Annotated in this window: 19 protein-coding genes; 11 read left to right on the top strand and 8 right to left on the bottom strand. The window is 54.5% G+C overall.

Annotated elements, in window-relative coordinates; all coding sequences use genetic code 11:
• Nucleotides 1-11: 11 nt before the first annotated feature.
• From HMPREF3016_RS01840 to HMPREF3016_RS01830, 3 genes are all read right to left on the bottom strand, one after another.
• A complete protein-coding gene (locus HMPREF3016_RS01840; RefSeq protein ID WP_004006088.1) occupies nt 12-1,418 on the bottom strand; it encodes a class II fumarate hydratase in 1,407 nt (468 codons plus the stop codon).
• Nucleotides 1,419-1,649: 231 nt separating this feature from the next.
• Nucleotides 1,650-2,288, bottom strand: coding sequence for a carbonic anhydrase (locus HMPREF3016_RS01835; protein ID WP_070739711.1), 639 nt, complete (start codon nt 2,286-2,288; stop codon nt 1,650-1,652).
• A 74-nt stretch (nt 2,289-2,362) separates the two neighbouring features.
• On the bottom strand, nt 2,363-3,091 hold the full coding sequence (locus HMPREF3016_RS01830) for a DUF4245 domain-containing protein (protein ID WP_070536240.1): 729 nt from the start codon (nt 3,089-3,091) through the stop codon (nt 2,363-2,365).
• Nucleotides 3,092-3,297: 206 nt separating this feature from the next.
• On the opposite strand from HMPREF3016_RS01830, the gene glpX reads away from it, so the two are divergent.
• A complete protein-coding gene (gene glpX / locus HMPREF3016_RS01825; RefSeq protein ID WP_070739708.1) occupies nt 3,298-4,290 on the top strand; it encodes a class II fructose-bisphosphatase in 993 nt (330 codons plus the stop codon).
• Between the two features lie 105 nt (nt 4,291-4,395).
• Here glpX and HMPREF3016_RS01820 read toward each other — a convergent pair whose 3' ends face one another.
• From HMPREF3016_RS01820 to HMPREF3016_RS01810, 3 genes are all read right to left on the bottom strand, one after another.
• Nucleotides 4,396-5,418 (bottom strand): lipid II:glycine glycyltransferase FemX, encoded by a 1,023-nt coding sequence (locus tag HMPREF3016_RS01820; RefSeq protein WP_004006092.1) that lies wholly within the window; start codon nt 5,416-5,418, stop codon nt 4,396-4,398.
• A gap of 121 nt (nt 5,419-5,539) precedes the next feature.
• Nucleotides 5,540-6,184, bottom strand: a complete 645-nt coding sequence (purE, locus tag HMPREF3016_RS01815) for a 5-(carboxyamino)imidazole ribonucleotide mutase (RefSeq protein WP_037231852.1) — start codon at nt 6,182-6,184, stop codon at nt 5,540-5,542.
• Nucleotides 6,185-6,243: 59 nt separating this feature from the next.
• A complete protein-coding gene (locus tag HMPREF3016_RS01810; RefSeq protein WP_070739877.1) occupies nt 6,244-7,434 on the bottom strand; it encodes a 5-(carboxyamino)imidazole ribonucleotide synthase in 1,191 nt (396 codons plus the stop codon).
• 198 nt (nt 7,435-7,632) lie between these two features.
• Between HMPREF3016_RS01810 and HMPREF3016_RS01805 the strand changes: the two genes are divergently transcribed.
• Nucleotides 7,633-8,268, top strand: a complete 636-nt coding sequence (locus HMPREF3016_RS01805) for a GtrA family protein (RefSeq protein ID WP_004006095.1) — start codon at nt 7,633-7,635, stop codon at nt 8,266-8,268.
• 88 nt (nt 8,269-8,356) lie between these two features.
• Here the strand turns inward: HMPREF3016_RS01805 and HMPREF3016_RS01800 are convergent, their stop codons facing one another.
• The gene (locus tag HMPREF3016_RS01800; RefSeq protein WP_070739704.1) at nt 8,357-9,166 is read right to left on the bottom strand and encodes a TIGR03089 family protein; all 810 of its coding nucleotides are present in this window, start codon (nt 9,164-9,166) and stop codon (nt 8,357-8,359) included.
• A 656-nt stretch (nt 9,167-9,822) separates the two neighbouring features.
• Here HMPREF3016_RS01800 and HMPREF3016_RS01795 point away from each other — a divergent pair.
• From HMPREF3016_RS01795 to HMPREF3016_RS01790, 3 genes are all read left to right on the top strand, one after another.
• The gene (locus HMPREF3016_RS01795) at nt 9,823-10,308 is read left to right on the top strand and encodes a WhiB family transcriptional regulator (RefSeq protein WP_102035051.1); all 486 of its coding nucleotides are present in this window, start codon (nt 9,823-9,825) and stop codon (nt 10,306-10,308) included.
• 26 nt (nt 10,309-10,334) lie between these two features.
• A complete protein-coding gene (locus HMPREF3016_RS10665) occupies nt 10,335-10,553 on the top strand; it encodes a DUF3499 family protein (protein ID WP_080513867.1) in 219 nt (72 codons plus the stop codon).
• A 118-nt stretch (nt 10,554-10,671) separates the two neighbouring features.
• Nucleotides 10,672-12,045 (top strand): TIGR01906 family membrane protein, encoded by a 1,374-nt coding sequence (locus tag HMPREF3016_RS01790; RefSeq protein ID WP_070739698.1) that lies wholly within the window; start codon nt 10,672-10,674, stop codon nt 12,043-12,045.
• A gap of 138 nt (nt 12,046-12,183) precedes the next feature.
• On the opposite strand, the gene HMPREF3016_RS01785 is transcribed toward HMPREF3016_RS01790, so the two are convergent.
• Nucleotides 12,184-13,788, bottom strand: coding sequence for a dolichyl-phosphate-mannose--protein mannosyltransferase (locus tag HMPREF3016_RS01785; protein ID WP_070739694.1), 1,605 nt, complete (start codon nt 13,786-13,788; stop codon nt 12,184-12,186).
• 239 nt (nt 13,789-14,027) lie between these two features.
• Here HMPREF3016_RS01785 and rsmI point away from each other — a divergent pair, with 239 nt between their 5' ends.
• The 6 genes from rsmI (at nt 14,028) to HMPREF3016_RS01755 (ending at nt 20,017) form a co-directional block, all read left to right on the top strand.
• Nucleotides 14,028-14,900, top strand: coding sequence for a 16S rRNA (cytidine(1402)-2'-O)-methyltransferase (gene rsmI, locus HMPREF3016_RS01780; protein ID WP_070739874.1), 873 nt, complete (start codon nt 14,028-14,030; stop codon nt 14,898-14,900).
• A 32-nt stretch (nt 14,901-14,932) separates the two neighbouring features.
• Nucleotides 14,933-16,039, top strand: coding sequence for a TatD family hydrolase (locus HMPREF3016_RS01775; RefSeq protein WP_070739691.1), 1,107 nt, complete (start codon nt 14,933-14,935; stop codon nt 16,037-16,039).
• Between the two features lie 236 nt (nt 16,040-16,275).
• A complete protein-coding gene (locus tag HMPREF3016_RS01770; RefSeq protein WP_048754412.1) occupies nt 16,276-17,178 on the top strand; it encodes a capsular polysaccharide synthesis protein in 903 nt (300 codons plus the stop codon).
• Between the two features lie 31 nt (nt 17,179-17,209).
• Complete coding sequence (locus HMPREF3016_RS01765) at nt 17,210-18,034, top strand: glycosyltransferase family 25 protein (RefSeq protein ID WP_004006103.1); 825 nt, start codon at nt 17,210-17,212, stop codon at nt 18,032-18,034.
• Between the two features lie 63 nt (nt 18,035-18,097).
• Nucleotides 18,098-18,985, top strand: coding sequence for a 16S rRNA (adenine(1518)-N(6)/adenine(1519)-N(6))-dimethyltransferase RsmA (gene rsmA / locus HMPREF3016_RS01760; protein ID WP_239661929.1), 888 nt, complete (start codon nt 18,098-18,100; stop codon nt 18,983-18,985).
• A gap of 27 nt (nt 18,986-19,012) precedes the next feature.
• Nucleotides 19,013-20,017 (top strand): GHMP family kinase ATP-binding protein, encoded by a 1,005-nt coding sequence (locus HMPREF3016_RS01755; protein ID WP_048751343.1) that lies wholly within the window; start codon nt 19,013-19,015, stop codon nt 20,015-20,017.
• Nucleotides 20,018-20,020 lie beyond the last annotated feature (3 nt).

The raw sequence follows: 20,020 nt of genomic DNA, 5'->3' as shown, positions 1-20,020 counted from the left end.
ATATGCTCGGACTAGAAGTTACCCAGCATCTTGGTGACGTCTAGGGCTTCATCGAGCTGAGCCTCAGTGACCTCGCCGCGTTCAACGTAACCTAAAGCCACCACGGCATCACGCACAGTGACCTTGTTTGCCACGGAATACTTGGCAATCTTTGCGGCGGCCTCGTACCCGATGAGCTTATTCAGCGGGGTTACGGTCGAGGGCGATGCTTCCGCCAGGAAGCGGCAACGCTCTACGTTGGCGCTCAGGCCGTCGATCATCTTCTCAGCCGCCACGCGAGAAACGTTGGCGAGCAGACGGATGGACTGGAGCAGGTTAGCCGCCATTACTGGAATACCCACGTTCAGCTCGAAGGCTCCGTTGGTGGAGGAAAGCGCGATGGTCGCATCATTACCAATTACCTGTGCCGCAACCTGAATAGTAGCCTCACAAATCACCGGGTTTACCTTGCCGGGCATGATGGACGAGCCGGGCTGCAGATCGGGGATGTGCAGCTCGCCTAAACCAGTGTTCGGGCCTGAACCCATCCAACGGATATCGTTGCTGATTTTCATCAGACCGTATGCAAGGGTGCGCAGCTGACCGGAAACCTCAACCAGACCGTCGCGGTTTGCCTGCGCCTCGAAATGGTTACGTGCCTCGGTCAGGGGTAGACCGGTTTCTTCAGCAAGCAGCTCAATCACACGTGCCGAAAAGCCCGCTGGGGTATTGATACCGGTACCCACTGCGGTGCCGCCTAGTGGAACCTCAGCCACGCGGGGCAGGGAAGCGTTCACACGTTCGATGCCGTAACGCACGGTAGCGGCGTAGCCAGAGAATTCTTGGCCTAAGGTAATGGGGGTTGCATCCATCAGGTGGGTGCGTCCGGATTTGACGACGTCTTTGAACTCTACGGACTTCTTTTCCAGCGAAGCAGCGAGAACCTCAAGGGAAGGGATCAGCTCTTTGACCAGTGCCTCAGTCACGGCAACGTGCACGGAAGTGGGGAAAACATCGTTGGAAGACTGGGAAGCATTCACGTGGTCATTGGGGTGAACTTCAATGCCTCGTGATTCCAGGGAACGGGTTGCCAACGTTGCCAGAACCTCGTTGGTGTTCATATTCGACGAGGTGCCCGAACCGGTCTGGAAGACGTCAATGGGGAAATGCTCGTCGTACTCACCGGTTGCTACCAGATCCGCCGCCTCGCGGATAGCCTGGGCGCGCTCAGCATCGAGCACCTGAAGTTCCTCATTGGCGGTCGCGGCTGCCTTCTTAACGAGGGCAAGAGCGCGAATATGGGCTGATTCGAGGGTTTGCCCCGAAATCGGGAAGTTATCGACCGCGCGCTGAGTCTGTGCACGGTAGAGTGCGTTGGCGGGCACGCGAACTTCGCCCATGGTGTCATGTTCAATGCGGTATTCAATATTTTCAGCCATAACTCTAGTTTAGGGCTCAAAATGGCGGGTTTTCATACCCTTCGTGTAAAAATCGGAACATTTGGGGAATACCGTGCATGATGATACTCACCACGCTGTGGGGTTGTGTGGCGGTACCGTATGAACTCAAGTAAAGCCTGTTGGAGCTTCTGGGATTATGTTGTTTTTCTCGGGTGGATAACACGAAGGAGGCGTTGGCCACCGCCTCCTCGTATATAAAACGCGTAGGAACTACTTCATCTCGCGCGAGTCAAAGACAATATCGACCGCGCCGGAATCCAAATGGTAGAAGCAACCCAGCACAATGGTCTCGCCGCGAGCAACTGCATCGGCAATAATGCGCGATTCCTGAAGCAGACGGGAAGCCGTCGCAGACGTATGAGCCCGTACCATCTCGTTCACATACTGGCTTGGCTTCTCGCCGTGGGGAAGTTCTTGGGCCAGCACTGTAGGCTGAATAGTCTCAACTACTCGCGTAATAAATCCGCCCGGAAGCTGCCCCGATTCCACCGACGAGCAGGTAGCCTGAACAGCCCCGCAAGATTGATGTCCCATAATGATCAGCACCGGCGTCTTGAACTGGGTAATGGAATATTCCAGCGAACCAAGGGCACCATCATCAAGAACCTGCCCTGCGGTGCGTACCACAAAGGCATCGCCAAGACCCAGGTCAAAGATATGTTCCGGTGGCGTACGCGAATCCGCACACCCAAAAATCGTAGTGAAAGGAAACTGTCCGCCTGTGAGTTCGTCGCGACGTGCCACATCCTGGTGCGGATGCGAAAGCTCGCCCCGTACAAAGCGTGCGTTACCCTCTTGCAGGCGTTCCAACACATACTCAGCGGTGGGTTGAACCGGACGAGAACCCATAGAAGGCTCCTTAAAGTGAGAGGTATCTTCCCTCTATTTTACCGAAAACAGACCGTACATTTTGCTAGAGAAGATCACGAAATATTAGAAGTATTGGATGCACCCGGGGAGACCGTCATCGTCGGCGCTTTCATATAGGCGACCGTCGCATCCGCCAACTGGGCAAACTCCGCCGGGTCTGCCGTGCCGGTGAGTATCACGGTTGTCGTCTCACCGTTACCGTGAGGCACCTGCGCCACGTAGGAGTACACTTTTTCATTATTTTTCTTTGAGGTGGCTGAACGTACTTCCCACTCCACGCCGCCGATAGATTCGGTGCCCTGTTTCGCGGCGTTATCGACCTGTTGAGCCACCCAGGTAGGGTTTGTATCCTTCGCTTGGATCAACTCAATAAAATGATTTTTACTGGTCACCTGTCCGCTCTTAAAGTACGGGATATTATCGGGAGTATTACCCGTCCACCGCGCGTAGTTATAGTGCCAACCCTCAAGCTGCGGTACCGCCACCGGAAAACCCGCCTGCTGGGTAGATTCAACCGCTACCTGCGATAAATTCACCTGCGGGCGGTACGGATTCTTATCCGGCTGCGGCATGAGCCAGAGCACCGGAATGAGAATAGCCACCATCGCCAGCATCGAAATAATCATATTGCGCGCCGGAGCATTAATGCGTTTCGCCTGTTTTTGTGTAATTTGTGGCACAACAAATGAATCGGTAGAAGCATCTGCGTGAGCCTTCGGCGCATGAGCGTTCTGACCATCGCTCTCAGCCGGTGTATGCGCGTGATTCTGAGAGTTTTCCACTCACACATTCTCTCATACGCTCTAAGACATACCGTTTCCCACACCCACCTGGGCGGATGTTCACCACGGTACATGCGCCCACGCAAACCCGTTCAATACACGCGAACATTCCGCCGGGCGCGTTATGCTAGTAAACAGGAGGTGCCGGTTCAAAGCGCTGGAACGAACCAGCCAACCGGCCATGACAACGACCTCGAAGGTGAGCAATGACTGAAAACAATAACCACGCCGACCGCAACCTAGCTATGGAATTGGTGCGCGCCACCGAGGCCGCAGCCATCGCATCCGGTCCCTGGGTGGGCGCAGGCGATAAGAACCGCGCGGACGGTGCCGCCGTGGACGCGATGCGCTACCGTCTCTCGACCGTGCACTTCAACGGAACCGTTGTGATCGGCGAGGGCGAAAAAGATAAGGCTCCCATGCTATTCAACGGCGAAGTTGTTGGCGATGGTATCGGCCCCAATCTCGATATTGCGGTAGATCCCATCGACGGAACTCGTCTGACCGCATTGGGCATGGACAACGCCCTCTCCGTAATCGCAGTGGCAGACGGCGGTTCTATGTTCGACCCCTCCGCCGTGTTTTACATGGAAAAACTGGTGACCGGGCCCGAAGCCGCAGAGTTCGTAGATCTTCGCCTGCCCGTCAAACAGAACCTTCACTTGGTCGCTAAGGCACAGGGTAAGAACGTAAGCGAACTGACCGTGTGCGTTCTGGATCGTCCGCGTCACGCTAAGCTCATTGAAGAGATTCGTAATGCCGGTGCACGTACCCGCATTATCCTTGACGGCGATGTTGCGGGAGCTATTGCGGCCTGCCGTGAAGGAACCGGTGTTGACGTGATGCTCGGTACCGGCGGAACCCCCGAAGGCATCGTCGCCGCGTGCGCTATCAAGGCCACCGGAGGCGTAATTCAGGGTCGCTTAGCACCCACTGACGATGCCGAGCGTGAGAAGGCGCTCGCTGCGGGGCACGATCTTGACCGCATCCTCACAACTGACGATCTGGTCACCAGCGATAACTGCTTCTTCGCTGCAACCGGTATTACCGACGGCAAGCTGCTGCGCGGGGTGCGCTACGGCAAGAATATTGTGACCACCCAGTCGCTCGTTATGCGTTCCTCCTCGGGAACCGTACGTATGGTAGAGGCTGAACACCGTCTCTCTCGCCTGCGCGAGATTCTGTCGCATACAAAGTAACGCCTTGATATAAAGCTTGTGCCGCACTCTCAATCATTGAGAGTGCGGCACAAGCTTTATTGTACGAGCGTGGTCTGCCTGGGAACCTAGGCTGCCGAAGTATCGTTATTTTTTCAGGCGTGCGCGAACCTTAGCTACTGTAGATTTCGCGGTTTTCTGAGCGGTTCCCAGTGCTTTTTTGAGTGCGGGACGCGCGCGGTATGCGTAGCCGTAGGCGCGGTAGCCTAGCACGTTTACCGGAATGTCCCAGGTTCCGGGGTACTCAACCGAACGCCCGCCGAAAGACTTCTTAAATTTGGTGAACCCCGCCCATTCGTGATCAGGCTGATCTTCGGGTGCGATGCCGAAAAGATCCACATATTTCAGACCCTTTGCTTTAGCATCCAAGATGAAATTGGTCACTACCGGAATGCCTGCCGAGAGCTTACGATGCGCAAAAGAGGCCGCCGCGTGGGCATAGGTGCGCGTATCGTCTGAATCGTAGACAAACGCCGCCGCGATAGGCTCCTTGGAACCATCCTCGCCGGTCAGCTGAGCAATATAGAGGGACGCGGCATCGGCAGGCATGAGGGTCTTTGCCACCTGCATCAGATAGTCGTCCTGCTGACGGTTGAACCCGTTGCGGTCGGCGGTTTCAGAGAGGAACGTGAAGAGCACCTTCATATCCTCGGGGTTCTGAGACACCTCAATGCTGACACCTTTTTTGTGGATATTACGGTGCAGATTGCGGTTATTGGACTTCATATCCTTCAAAATTGCAGCTTCGTCGCCGGAAAGATCAATAATCTGCGTGTGTGAAGGCTGAACCTGGCGCGGTGCCAACGCAGCGCCGCGTGCCTTCAGGAACTCTGCTGCATCCTGCGAACCCCAGATAGCGGAGTCAATTGGTTCGATGCGCACAAACAGGCACCCATGAGCCTTTGCTTCTTCTTTCAGCGAGTCGAGCGCGGCATCGAAAGCCTGCGCACTCTGTGCCACCGGGCCGTAGGGGCTGTAAAGATACTTGCCGGTGCGCCCGCCCTCAACGGTAGCGAGATAGGACCAGCCTTCGCCTTCGTGGCGAATAACGGTATGACCAAGAGATTGCTGAAAACGTGCCCAAATATCGGATTGAAGAATATTGCTCATCCAACTATTTTAGCCTCAACCGCAGGTTACGATGAGCGAAGGCGACCTTGGGAGTAGATAAAATACGAGCCGTTCCGTATCTTCACGGAACGGCTCGATAACACCGAGAAACGACCATACATTAGGGCACGTAAGCCTGCGGTTCGTCCCCTTCATCACGTGTAGAGTCGGCGGTCGGGGCGGGTTTGGGAGCCGCCGGTGCCTGTACTTTTTCTTCTTCGGCAACTTGGGCGCGATGCTCGGCGAGCTTAGCACGCAGAGCCGTTCCCTTATCTACCGCGCTCTGGCGCAGATCCTTCGAGAAATCGAGAAGATCGGAGTGCACCTGCTGCGCGAAATCGTCGGTGGCGCATCCTAGGATGCGCAGCGCCAGAAGTCCCGCATTACGTGCGCCGTTGATAGACACGGTCGCCACCGGAACCCCCGCGGGCATCTGCACGATAGAAAGCAGGGAATCCATGCCTTCGAGATTCTTCAGCCGCACCGGAACACCGATAACGGGCAATGCGGTAACCGATGCGAGCATGCCGGGAAGGTGCGCTGCCCCTCCGGCACCGGCGATGATTACGCGAATACCGCGCTGATGAGCCTGCTGGCCGTAGGCGATCATATCTTCAGGCATGCGGTGTGCTGAGACGACATCCGCTTCATAGGGGATGCCGAATTCTTCAAGAACCGTAGCGGCTTCTTCCATGATGGACCAGTCGGAATCTGACCCCATCACAACGCCAACAACGGGCTTATCTGAATCGTACGGGGAGCTCATGAACAATCCTTCCTGTGAGCTAATAAGACACTACGGACGCGAAATATACCGGCAAACTCTTAGAGCGGGCGGCCGTCGCGCAAAATAGATGCCACATTCGCGGCGGCATCGCGTAGCGCCCGAGTCTCAGCTGCCCGACCGGTAATATTCACATGACCAATTTTACGTCCTGGGCGGGTTTCTTTACCGTAAAAATGAATTTTGGCGCGTGGCTCGGCACTGAGCGCAAGCGGGTACACACCGAAAATATCTTCATTCTCGCCGCCTAGGTAATTCTTCATAATGGCAACTTCGTCGCGCATGGCAGTTGCGCCCAACGGCATATCGAGTACCGCACGCAGATGCTGCTCAAACTGACTGGTTACCGAACCTTCCTGGGTCCAGTGTCCGGTATTGTGCGGGCGCATCGCGAGTTCATTAATGTAGAAGCCTGCTGAAGATCCCGGAACCTCGAAGAGTTCCGCCGCCATTACGCCGGTAACCCCAAGTTCGGTGGCTAGGGTAACGGCTGCATCGGATGCCGCCTGGGCAATTGCGGGGGAGAGGTTCGGTGCGGGTGCAATTACTTCATCACAGACCGAATTCACCTGAATTGTCTCTACGACAGGCCAGGGGAGAACCTGCCCACTCTCCCGGCGCGCCACGAGAGCGGAAAGCTCGCGGGTGAACGGAACCTTTTCCTCCGCCAAAAGCGCCGAAAAATCGGTGCGGTGAGGAAGCTCATCAAACCAGGCAGCGGCCTGCTCACGGGCGTGCTGAGGAGAATCCAGCACCATCACGCCCTTGCCGTCATAGCCGCCGCGCGGGGTCTTCAAAACCACGGGCCAGTCGATCTCATCGCCAAAGGCGAGAAGCTCATCCAAAGTTTCAACGCGTGCCCAGCGCGGGTTCGGTAGTCCAAGATCTTCTACAGCCTGGCGCATCATGAGCTTATCCTGGGCATATTGCAGCGCATCCGGATGCGGCTGCACATTCACCCCCTCGGCAATAAGCGTGTGCAAAAATTCGGTGGGAACATGCTCGTGATCGAAGGTAATAACATCTTTGCCACGAGCGAACTCCCGCAAAGTCTCTAAATCCTTATAATCTCCCACGGGCGCGCTGCGCACCGCTGCCACGGCGCCCACCGTAGGGCTTTCAGCGAGAATATGAAGGTCAAATCCAAGGTTCGTTGCTGCGGGCGTCATCATGCGTGCCAGCTGGCCGCCTCCGATAACACCAAGTACAGGTCCAGTTACAGGGTAAGTCACATCACCCAAGTGTACTCTTATGCCCCCAAATACCGGTAGTATTCCGCGCCGCAGACTTGAAAATAACCTGGGAAGTGCATGATAAAACTCAATAAAATAAGGTAAAACGGGATCGGCTGTACTAGTATTTTAGGGATGCTATCAAAATTTAACTCACAGACGCCCAGGTCATCTTAACGGGCAGAAAAGATGGAGAATATGGCTTCAGACTCTCGCTCTACACTGGGTGATCGTCTTAAATCACTGTGGAATACCTACGGTTTAGAGGTACTTAAATTCGGTACCGTTGGCGGTGCCGCATTCTTGGTAAACGCTGCCGTGGTGTGGGCGCTGATGCTTGGTCCTTTCGAGAACGCACATACCAAGGCAAAAGTAATTGCCAGCGTTGTGGCTACCATCTTTGCATGGATTATGAACCGCCTGTGGACCTTCCGCGAAGACCGATCCGAGAACTGGAAACGTGAGGGCATCGAATTTGCCCTTGTGAATATTCTTGGCATTTTGGTTGAGGCCGGATGCGTGTTCTTCACTAACTACGTATTGGGGCTGCGTTCGCCGGAAGCATCGTTTATCTCCGGTACGATCATCGGCACCGCGCTGGGAACAATTCTGCGGTACTTCCTCTACCGTTTCTGGGTTTACGGCAAGCACCGTAAACAGGTGGATGAAGGGGACGCTACCGAGCACGAAGAATTGGGGTACATTCTGAACCAGGCGACGGGCGTGTTGACCGGATCGGTTCCCGTGGTAGACCCTGCGGCACAGGCCCAGCGTTCGCAACAGAATGTTGAAATTACCGATGTTGATAAGCCCTCTACCGGTAAACGTTCATAAATAAATAGACTGTCATACAGCGGCGGATTCTTTTTATGAGAATCCGCCGCAGTGTTTTTACCCTCTGAGCGAACTACGCTGCCGTTTTCTAGGGGTGGTCCAAGGTGAGATCTAGAGCTCGCTCAGAACGGAGGAGTGGGTCTAACTCGGTAGCGGTAAAATCAGCCAGCGGATCGGGTAGGAATACGGCATAACCCGCGATGAGGCAGGCAAGCGCCTCTGTCACGATCGTGAGGGCTGAGGGTGCCCAGTCGAACTCTGAGGGAAGGTGAAGACGAAGCGCTAATGCTCGTTCCCCTGAAGGAAGACGGTAATCGTGACCAGCATGTTCATGTGCCCGAGAGAGCACCTGTGCCGTTAGCTCTGCCGATGTTAAGTTATTGCCCACGGGCGCTAAGGTCGAAGCTGGCAAGCCGATGAACTGGTCAGCCTCGCTGCGCACGAGCGCGCAGAAGTCGATAACTTCGGCATCGGTCGCAGACTCGGCCTCGTGAAGGTCTCCAAGGTAGCGCATCGAGAGAGGCCCGCGATCAACGAGAAGAAGATAGTCGGGGTTATTGAGGTTCTGAGCATGATCGGTGGTATCTGAGGCGCCTACAAGCGGTTCTTCATCGTCGAAGTAGCCGCCAGCGTAGAGAGTCGCGCAGGCGAGAACCAGAAAACGCCAGTGCAGGGGACCCGTAATCTGCACCCCAGATTCCTCGGTAACTTCGCACTCATTCACCAGAAGATTTGCGCTCTTTGCTACCCAATTCATGAAGACGCGACCGGAGAGCTCGATGCGTTCACCCCCGCGAGCATGCCAGATAAGGGCGGGAGTCTGCACACGCGCGAGAGCATCGAAAATACGCGTGAATGAGCGGGCATTTGCCACGGTCGAGAGTAAATTTTCAGCCATAGAATAACTTTACCGTGTGTAAACTCCCAAAAATTTCGATGCATGATATTACTTTCGGCAGTACACGCGACCACATCATGAGATATTTTTCCTGACGTCATAACAGTTGAAGAAGAAAGTATTTGTAGACATAAATTTGCGTGCGATGCAAATATACTCTTAAGGACGTTGAAGTTATATTACGGGCGCATTACGGGTGTGAAGTTCATAAAATATCTTGCAGGTGGGTTATTAAAATGTAATAAGTGACACGATTAGGTTTTGAATAGGATATAAAAAACCTGTTTTGACTAGGTGCTTAGGAGTTTGAAAGAGCTTCGTTTGAGGCGTAATCTCGGGGGTTCTGGAGGGGGTATGGAGGAACAGATATATACAGAAGATAACGCCCAAAACTTTCATGATGAAGTAATTAATTTGTGGTCTAACACCGTATAAACATTGAAATATTTGACGGTGATCTGCACATACACGGATAAAAGTTGTAAGTCCAGTTTGACGAATGGGCGTGTCGCCCTTCTAATAGTTATGTAGGTTTATTTGCAGAAACATCTTTCATGCCCAAAAACTATAAATCTACAGAGCCAAAAAAGATTCGTTTGCACACCAACGAATCACCGCAGACTCATCTAGCCAATGAGAACACGGAAGGAAAAACTATGGGTTCATACACCTGTGCTGGGTATTCACGCCTGGGCACCGGTATCGCCGGTGAACGCACAGGCGGAACCCGCCAACATACTATGCAAACCGCGCAATCCCTAGAAGAACAAGCAAATATGTTCCTGAGCGTTGCTGACGCAACCACTGAGGAAGGCAGCTTTGCGGCCTCCACAGTTGAGGTAGGCAACATGTTTACCTGCGTCGAAGGCCTCGATATGTGGGCCGCCGCTGCAGGCATGTACGGAACTGAAGGTGATGACGGAGAGCTCGCCTGGCAAACTGATGCGCTGTGTGCCCAAACCGACCCAGAAGCCTTTTTCCCTGAAAAAGGAGGGTCTACTCGTGACGCTAAACGCGTCTGCGAATCGTGCCCCGTTCGTGAAGAGTGTCTAAAATATGCAATGGACAATGATGAGCGCTTCGGAATATGGGGCGGTCTCTCAGAACGCGAGCGTCGCCGGCTACGTAAGCAGGCAAGCTAAGGCGCTAGGAAGGCACAACAGTACCCATGCAGAAAGTTAGACACTGCTCCCGGCAGACCTGTCAACATGAAGCCACGGTGACCCTCAGCTACTCATACGCTGACTCTACGGCGACGATTGGCCCGCTGTCCGAGTACCGCGAGCCACACGCTTACGATCTTTGCGATTACCATGCGGCACGATTAACCGCACCGCAAGGATGGCGAGTCGTCTACACGGTGGAGCTTAAAGCTGAACGATCCTGAGGTACTGCCAGCCTCTCACAACCTTCATAGGAACCTTCCGCCGCTCAGCGGAAGGTTCTTCTCCTATGAAAATAGGACAAACACCCTATCTATACCACTCTATTCAGAAAAGACACCTATGGCACAGGAAAGTCACAGCGGTACCGCATCCTCAGGGCAGAGAGCCTGGGATGCGCTACGCTCCGCGATCGGCACCGAAACCGTTGAAGAAGCGGCGGCGCGTGCTTCCGCCCCCGCAACACAAAGAACACCCGAATCACTGCTGGGAGTATCGGCACAGATGTACACCGAAGCTCCGGATTTTGCAGACAACCCCGATATTCCCAGCGATCTAGCATCCGGCGCACATGACACGAGTCAGCAGGAAGGGGAAAGCGTAGGGCAGCGGGTACGTACTTACACCAGCGTCTCGACCGGGTTTGTTCCTCTTATCCGCGAGGCAAAGGGATCTCCGAAGCACCCCACGCTCAGTACTTTAGTGCAGAAGTTTGACGAGAAAAAGAACGAAGACGCGGCTCCGGCTGAAAAGGCAGCTGCGCCGGATACACCCGCCTCAGAACCCAGTCAAGATGCCGATAACAAACCCCAAAAATCCACCCTAGTGACCGTGGAGAAGGGAACAAAAATCTCAACCGGCTCGCTGAGTTCACGCCCTAAATACCGCACGCAAACAACTCGTACCGTTGAAACCTCAAATACGTGGGAAGAAGATGCAGCACAAGAAGCCGCCGCCGAACGCCCACGCCTGCTCAAGCTCCGTGCCGCCCTCATCACGGCAGCGGTACCGCTCCTCTCGTTTATGGTCGCTATTCGGGCTGTCGCATCCGCACCATTCCTCTGGCTGGAATACCGCAGGCCCGGATTTCCCGAAGACAGCTACGGATTCGACCTCGCCGAACGCATGCGGTTAGGCTCCTATGGTCTGGACTACGTGACCAACCTAGCCCCCGAAGACTACCTGGCGAAAGCCACCACCGGACCGGCAAACACCCCGGCATTCCTCCAGAGTGAAATTCAGCATATGCACGACGTCAAACGAGTCTTGCTCTTCGCAACCATCGCCGTGGCGGTATTCTGCGTGCTGGCCTTAATCGGCAGTATTTCGCTGAAGGAGCGCGCCCCCGGCACTATTCGCCGCAGCCTGTATACCGGTGCCTGGGTTACCGTTATTATGCTTGTGGTGCTAGGTATCATAGGCGCCACCAGCTGGGAATGGCTCTTTACCACCTTCCACACGACCTTCTTCCCGCAGGGCAACTGGCAATTCCGCATGAGTGATACGCTCATTCGCCTATACCCGCCGCAATTCTGGATCGACGCGGCGCTCGCCATCGTGGTGATAACCCTGCTGATAATCGGTGTGCTGCTGGCGTTCACCTGGCCCACACGGTACCGCCTCGTGAAGGAAAATCGGTACTACAAGGAGCGCTACCAGATTCGCCAGAAAATCAAGGCGATGCGCGCCGAACGTGACGGCGATACCGAGGCTTAGCGGGTACCCGGCACACGTCCCTACGGCATAAAAAGGCTCTTGAGGTGAATAAAATTGGTGTTTCTAACACCTTATTCGCCTCAAGAGCCTTTTTCGTACGGCATCCTGATTGGATCCGGGTATAGGGGAATGCCTCCGCTAAATCCAGGTTGGAATCCACATATGCCCGTACCACTGTTCATACGGGATAACCTGCCCAGTCCACAGAGGCCAGAAGTATGCGCTCACCAGCAGAACCGCCGTCAGGTATATACCTACGCACAAAACGCCCACGCGCACGCGTCTGACGGAACTGGTACGATTCCCCAAAAGTACGCCCAAACAACCCGCCAAGAGTATGAGGAGGAAAGGCTCAAAGGAGAGAGCGTAGAAGAAGAACATGGTGCGGTTCGGGTAGAGGAACCACGGCAGATAGCCTGCGGCGAAAACCAGCAGAAGAGCCCCAAAACGCCAGTCGCGCTTCAGGATAAAAATGACTAGGGCGAGAATTATCGCCGGAATAAACACCCACCAGATCAGCGGGTTACCAATATTGAGGATAGCTTGCGAACAGTTGAGTGCCGTGCATCCTTTTTCACCAAACTTCGGCGCCTCATAGTAGTACGACGTCGGGTGCCCCAGAATAAGCCACTGCCAAGCCTGCGACGCGTAGCGATGCTCACTGCTGAGCCCCGAATGGAACTTAAACGCGGATGTATGATACTCCCAGAGTAGGCGCAAATCCTCGGGAAGCCACTTCACAGCACCCGAATCGGGGAACTGATTACTCCAGTGGCGGTAGAAAGCGTTTGACGACTTAAACCAACCAATCCAGGTGGTCAGATAGACGATAAGACCCACGCCAATCATCTGAATGAACGCAGGAATACCCTCTCGAATCAGAGCGACAATACCCCAATTTTTCAACCCTAGGATGCGCCGCGCATTCATATCCCAAAACACCGTCAGCACACCCATTGCAGCAATGAAGAACAGCGAGTTCCACTTCACCGCTACGGCGGCACCGGCACAAATACCGGCGGCAAGACGCCACAGATGCAAACCCGAGCCGGGACCGAAAACAACCTTCTGCAAGCCCGACTCGCCGTGCGCATCCACAATCTTCATGACATTCGCCGCGAGCCTTCTGCGTGCCGCTTGTCGGTCAAGAAGCAGACAGACAAAAGTCGCTAAAATCCAGAACATCTGGAAAATATCGAGAAGCGCCAGACGGGATTCCACAAACATCAAACCATCAACGGCACCCAGCAGCGCAGCGATAGAGGCAACCGTGACCGAACGGAACATGAGCCACCCGGCAACCGCCAGAAGTGCCACCGAGAGCGTACCAATAATCGCGGCACTCACACGCCAGCCGAAGGCGTTCTCGCCAAAAATCGCCATTCCCCAGGCAATCATCCACTTACCTAGGGGCGGATGCACCACATACTCGGGGCTGTTCGGCAAGATACCGCTAAAATCCCCCGAAGCGAATGCGTGATCCACGCCGCTCGACCACGAAACTTCATATCCGTAGTGCAGGTACGAATAGGCGTCCTTGGCATAGTAGGTTTCGTCAAAGACAATTGCATTCGGGTGTGCCAGGTTATAAAAACGCAGCACACCCGCTAAGAGTACAATCAGGGTCGGTGCAAGCCAGCCCCAACGGGGTAGCGAAACACGGGCGACGCCCAGAGCCTCGAAAAGATTCGACAGAGAGTACTGCACTCTGGACTTCGTAAAAGAAAGACTAGCGGTTAACATCACCTATCAATCCTATAGGGTGTAAGCCTCCACGTCTTCTTGAAAATACCTGAAACCACAAAAATCTGGCTCAGACCATATATAAAATCTATAAAACTACACCGGCATCATGCGGAACTAAGCGCTATGGCGGCATAGAGCACCTCCGAGATGAAAAGCACACACGATACACTGGGGGAGTGAGCGAAAACGAAATGTATGAGCGCGATACACAAAGTACCACCTCCGCCGATACAACAATGCAGCCCCTAGCGTCTGATGAGCGTGAGGAAGGTATTCTCATTCTCGGCGGAACCCCTATTGGCAACCTCTCAGATGCCAGCGACCGGTTACGGCAGGCGCTCGCTACCGCTGATGTGATCGCCGTCGAAGATACTCGCAAGCTCCGCACCCTTGCCTCCGGGCTGGGAGTGCACACTACGGGACGAATTATCGTAAATCACGACCATAACGAGGCGGAACGCAGTGCCCAGCTCGTGCAAGCGGTCAGCGACGGGAACACAGTTCTGCTGCTCTCGGATGCCGGTATGCCAACCATCTCAGACCCCGGCTATGTTGCTGCATCCGCCGTTGCCGCCGCCGACCTGTCGGTGACCGTGATCCCCGGTCCCTCGGCGGCACTGACCGCGCTCGCGCTCTCGGGACTGCCCACCGGACGGTTCACCTTTGAGGGGTTTCTGGCGCGTAAAGGCTCAGAACGTACAAGAAGGCTGAACTCCCTGGCGGCGGAAGAGCGCACCATGATTTTCTATGAATCGCCGCATCGTGTAGACGCCACACTCACAGATTTTGCCCGGGTTTTCGGGGGAGAACGGCGTGCCGTCGTATGCCGCGAACTCACCAAATTGCATGAAGAAACCCTGCGTGGCACCCTGAACGAACTCGCTGACTGGGCACACGCAACCCAGGTGCGCGGCGAAATCGTGATTGTGGTTGCTGGCGCCGAGCCTCCCGAAACTCCGCAGGCGCAAGACGTAGTAAGTCTCGTCCTCGAACGGGTGGATGCGGGGGAACGCCTCAAAAATGCGTGCGCCGCAGTCGCCGCCGAAACGGGTGCCTCCAAACGAGAACTCTATGAAGCCGCCCTCGCCGCTCGAAATGCAAACGTATAAACACACCTCAACACAGCCCACAGGAGAATACCGTGTGCCATAGCCACTCCGAGCAAACCGAACTCACCCAGGAATATTTAGACTCCCTTGCAACCTTGGCACACTATAAGATGCCGAGCGAAGAAGAACTGACGGCGAGCGTGCTTCCGCATGGCTGGCAGATCGAAGAAGGGCAAACTCCCGCGCCCTACCGAGCCGAGCTTTACCGGGACGAGACCGGGGGAGGCATAGCACAGGAACCTTCGGGTGAAGGCACCCGACGCCGCTCCACGAAGGGCGATGACGGACGGTCCCGCAACCTTGTGTTCCCGCCTGCACCCGAGCCTCTGCCGTACGCCATCGTCGATAACCACACTCATATGGACCTGCTTGATGGCGAAGTAGAAATTACTGCCCGGGATGCCCTCGATACCGGAGAAAAACTCGGCATAGGTGCCATTGTGCAGGTCGGCTGCGATATTCCCTCCTCGCTGTATGCGGTTGCCGCCGCCCGCGCCGACCGGCGGGTTTTGGCGGCGGTTGCCGTTCACCCCAACACCGCCCCCGAACTGGAATCCTCCGGTACCCTTGATGAGGCTCTGGAGACCTTGGATGTGCTCGCCGCCGAACCGCGTGTGCGAGCTATCGGCGAGACCGGGCTCGACTATTTTCGCACCGGGGAAGAGGGCACCGAGGCCCAGCAGCGCAGCTTTCGCGAGCATATTCGCCTGGCGAAGAAGCACGATCTGGCGCTTCAGATTCATGACCGGCAGGCGCACGATGATGTAGTGCGCATCCTCCTTGAGGAGGGCGCCCCCGAGCGTACTGTATTTCACTGCTACTCGGGCGGGGCTGAACTGGCTCGCATGTGCAATGAGCAGGGCTGGTACATGAGCTTCGCCGGAACCGTGACCTTCAAAAACTCGAAGGATATTCAGGAGTCGTTGCGTATGGCACGCCCTGAGCTGATTCTTGCCGAGACGGATGCGCCTTTTTTGACCCCGCACCCGTTTAGGGGCCGCCCGAATGCCTCGTACATGACGAACTATACGGTGCGGTTCATGGCGGCGCACCGCGAGCAGAACCTAGAGGACCTGTGCCGAATTATCCGCGCGAACTCGATGCGTGTGTACGGTAGCTGGGGAATTGAGGGGTTCTAGACGATGGTAACGATCAGTGCATAAGGTATAAGTATTTTTTGTGCCACCTTTGTCGAAGCCTGCATGAACTATCACGCGTATATGCTATTATGATAGATACTATATTTCACCTTAAGGCTTTACTTCATAATTTCTGGAGTAAATTTTGTCTTTGTGCGATGTGGTATCCCGATAAATAGCTTTCTATCCCGTAACGTATCAATAGCATGTTAATGTGAGAGAACTAGGGTAAAGCTGTGTCAATCATTTCTTTTTCAAAAAGAATAAAACATTATATATGGATTAATTATGTCAAAGATGGCGCGGGGATAGATAAGATGCGCAGTTGGTACTCGCAGAAAAACCCATATTCTTATGACCTTGAGAAATACACTCATCGTATTGGTGATGTTGTTGTGCCAAACTCTAGTACCTTCTCTGTTAATCACTTATTCTACGATTCCCAACTTCCTAAAGATAATCTTCGAGATGCCCCTAACCAGATATTTGTAGTGTGGACAGGAGATAACGAAATAACGCCTGCCCGTCGGAAATCACTTAATCTTATTCGCTCCACTAACCCTGAGAGTAAAGTTATTCTGGTGACTCCAGATAATCTGGATGACTATATAGTTCCTGGGTATCCTTTACACCCTTCATACGTGAAGTTGAGCTACATTCAGCGTTCCGACTATATGCGTGCCTACCTGATGCACCATCACGGTGGTGTCTATATGGATATAAAACCTATGGATAAGCCCTGGTTACCTCTTCTTGAGGAGCTTAATGCTACCCCAGATATGTGGGTGATCGCGCCGCATGAAAAAAATTCCCGGAATTCGTCACCAGCAAGTGGGGTATTGGGGAAAGACCAGCGTAACTATTATAAATCGATTGTGAATATGTCTGCTTTTGGGTGTAAACCATATAGCAGGTTTACTGATGAATGGCTTACCGAATTAAACCGTAGGATGGACTATTTTTCATCCTTGTTGGAGAGCTACGGAGATCCTCAAGCTTTTGGGTATATGCCGGAGTATCCTATTCCCTGGCTTGAGTTGGCGGGAAGGATCACGAGCCCCCTAAGCCTTAAATATATTGACCGTATAAAAATTGTTAAAGATATGAAATTTGGAACGTACCCTGGTGGGTACCGGTAAATTGCTGCCGTTTCAAATATAAAGAGGAAAAATGAAAAAATATGTTGTTGCTCTTAAGGACGAAAATCGCCTTGAGCATTTCTTCAATGCCCCGGGGAGCGCAGGTTTCGATATATTTTGGGGAATAGATGGGCGTGCTTTACCTGCTCCTGGGGAAAGCCCTGAATTTGATGCTGTCTATTTTGAGAAGAGAGCAGGCCGTCTAGCCCGTCCCGGGGAAGTAGGATGCGCCTTGAGTCATACTTATGTGTGGCGTGATTTTCTAGAAAGCGGGGAAGAATGGGCGCTTGTTGCTGAGGACGATGCATTGATACACGCCTCCATTGATGAAATTGTCTCTCGGGTTATTGAAAAATCCCGCAGCATTGGTGTGGTGAATTTTGCGGATGGCTGGTCCACCCAGATGGGTCGTATGAACCCCCGCACTCCTTATCCCCGGTTGTCGTTGTTTTCTCCGTTTATTTGGGGCCGTCATCGTTTAGGGTACTGCGCTAGTGATTGGACTGCCTGTACAGGGCTGTACCTGATCTCTCGGTCGGCGGCGCAGAAAATTATTGAGCAGATTGATGCGCGCGGCTCACAATACTGGCTGGCGGATGATTGGCCCCTTTTCGCCGCTGATTTTGGGGTGGATATTAAGGTTGTGCAGCCAGGACTGTGCGGTTGGACAGGAAATAGTCTTATCGAGGAAGACGGGACGCATTTTGTGTACCATAAAGCAAACCAGACAAAAAAACAGCCGCTCCTTAACAAGCTGCGGATTTACGCCGCCCCCAAAGCTCGCTTGAAGAACGCCCAAAACATCGTCAAATCTACTCTCTGGCAGATACGGAAGAAACGCAGAGTTCTCAAGTAACTACCCGCACCAGTGAGCAGCGTCCTTCGACCTAGACCTGCAACCTTCCGTAGAATAGATAGGGTGAGAGAAAATCTGAGCGATAAACCCCTGCTGGGTCCCCAAGAAATCCGCGACCTTGCCGCGCAGCTGGGCATTCGCCCTACAAAGACCCTGGGGCAGAACTTCGTGATTGACCCGAATACTATTCGCCGCATCGTTACCGCAGCGGATATTACCGACGACGAAACCGTGCTCGAAATCGGTCCCGGACTAGGCTCTCTCACCCTGGGGTTGGCAGATGCCGCGCGCCAGGTTGTAGCGGTTGAAATCGATCCGCCATTGGCGCAGCAGCTACCGCATACTATCGCCAAATTCCGCCCCGATAAGGCACAAAACGTTAATGTGGTGCTTATGGACGCTCTCAAGGTGACTGAGCTTCCCCACACGCCGGATGCGCTGGTCGCTAACCTGCCCTATAACGTGGCGGTTCCGGTGCTTCTGCACCTTTTCGCGCAATTTCCGAGCATTTGCCACGCCTTGGTGATGGTGCAGGATGAGGTTGCCGATCGTCTGGCGGCGAAACCCGGATCCAAGATTTACGGGGTTCCTTCGGTGAAGGCAAGCTGGTATGCTGAGGTCTTTAAAGCGGGGGTTATTGGTAAAAACGTATTCTGGCCCGCCCCGAAGATTAACTCCGGGCTTGTGGGTTTCAGGATGCGCCCGCAGCCGCTCGCCGATATTGACCGCGACGAAGTCTTTACCGTGATTGACGCTGCTTTCGCCCAACGGCGGAAGACCCTGCGGGCCGCGCTTGCTTCGTGGGCTGGTTCCGGTGCTCGTGCCGAAGTGATCCTGACCGAGGCGGGCATTACTCCTACTGAGCGTGGCGAAAAGTTAGATATTCACGGGTATATTCGGATTGCCCAGGCGGCGCATCGGGTGCCAGCTTTAGTGGCGGATGAAAGTTAAGACCGGGAAACCGGAGATGGATAAAGAATGCATGTTCTAGAAACTCGGGCAAAAGCGCCCGGCAAAGTAAATCTCTATCTTGCCGTGGGTAACCCCCGCGAAGACGGCTACCATCCGCTCGCCACGCTCTTTTCTTCGGTCAATATCTACGAAACCGTAACCGCACGTGATGGTCAGAAGCCGGGAATTACCCTGAGCCTGGATATTGTGTCCGAATCCCTGGTCGATCAGCAGCACCGTGCCGGAGAATTTGATCTAGCCGAGGTGCCGTTGGACGAGTCGAACCTGGCGCATCGTGCAGCCGTCTCTATGGTGCAGGCGCACGGGCTCACCGTGAACGATCTGAACCTGCACCTGCATATCGATAAGGCCGTTCCCGTGGCCGGGGGCATGGCGGGTGGCTCGGCAGATGCCGCCGCCGCGCTTCTTGCCGTCGATCAGTATCTCTATGAGAAGCGGCTTACCGAACGTACCCTCGGACTCGAAGAGCTGCTTGCCCTAGCTGCGCCTTTGGGTGCCGACGTGCCTTTTGTGGTGCGTGCCGCGTTCCCGCTGGGCGGATTAGCCGTGGGGGAGGGCACCGGAACCGAGCTGCGCATCGTGGAGCTGCCTGAAGACATGATTCCGCTCGATATTGTACTGGTCGCCGCCTCGGAGGGACTCTCGACCCCGCAGGTATTTAGCGAGCTCGATGAGGGACGCGCCGCCGGACGTTACCCCGAAGCTGGCGAGCTGCAGGTTCCTTCGGGGCTGCTGCACGCGCTAACCCAGACGGAGGCGCCGATTGCGCGCATCCACGAAATTGGCAGGCAGCTTCGCAACGATTTGCAGAGCCCAGCCGTGACCCTAACACCCGATCTTGAAACTATTTTAACCATGGATAATGAGAGCATGGTTGAGGCGTTTGTCTCTGGGTCAGGGCCTACCGTGGCTATTCTTGCGGAGGGCGCGACCGCAGCTGATGAACTCGCCGCAGCACTTCGCCGCCGAGGCCGTCACGCGATCGCCACCCAAACCCCCGCGATGCTCTAATTC

The organism is Rothia sp. HMSC065D02 (genome assembly GCF_001815285.1).
GTDB classification, from domain to species: domain Bacteria; phylum Actinomycetota; class Actinomycetes; order Actinomycetales; family Micrococcaceae; genus Rothia; species Rothia dentocariosa.
This window is presented reverse-complemented; position numbering and strand designations above follow the sequence as displayed.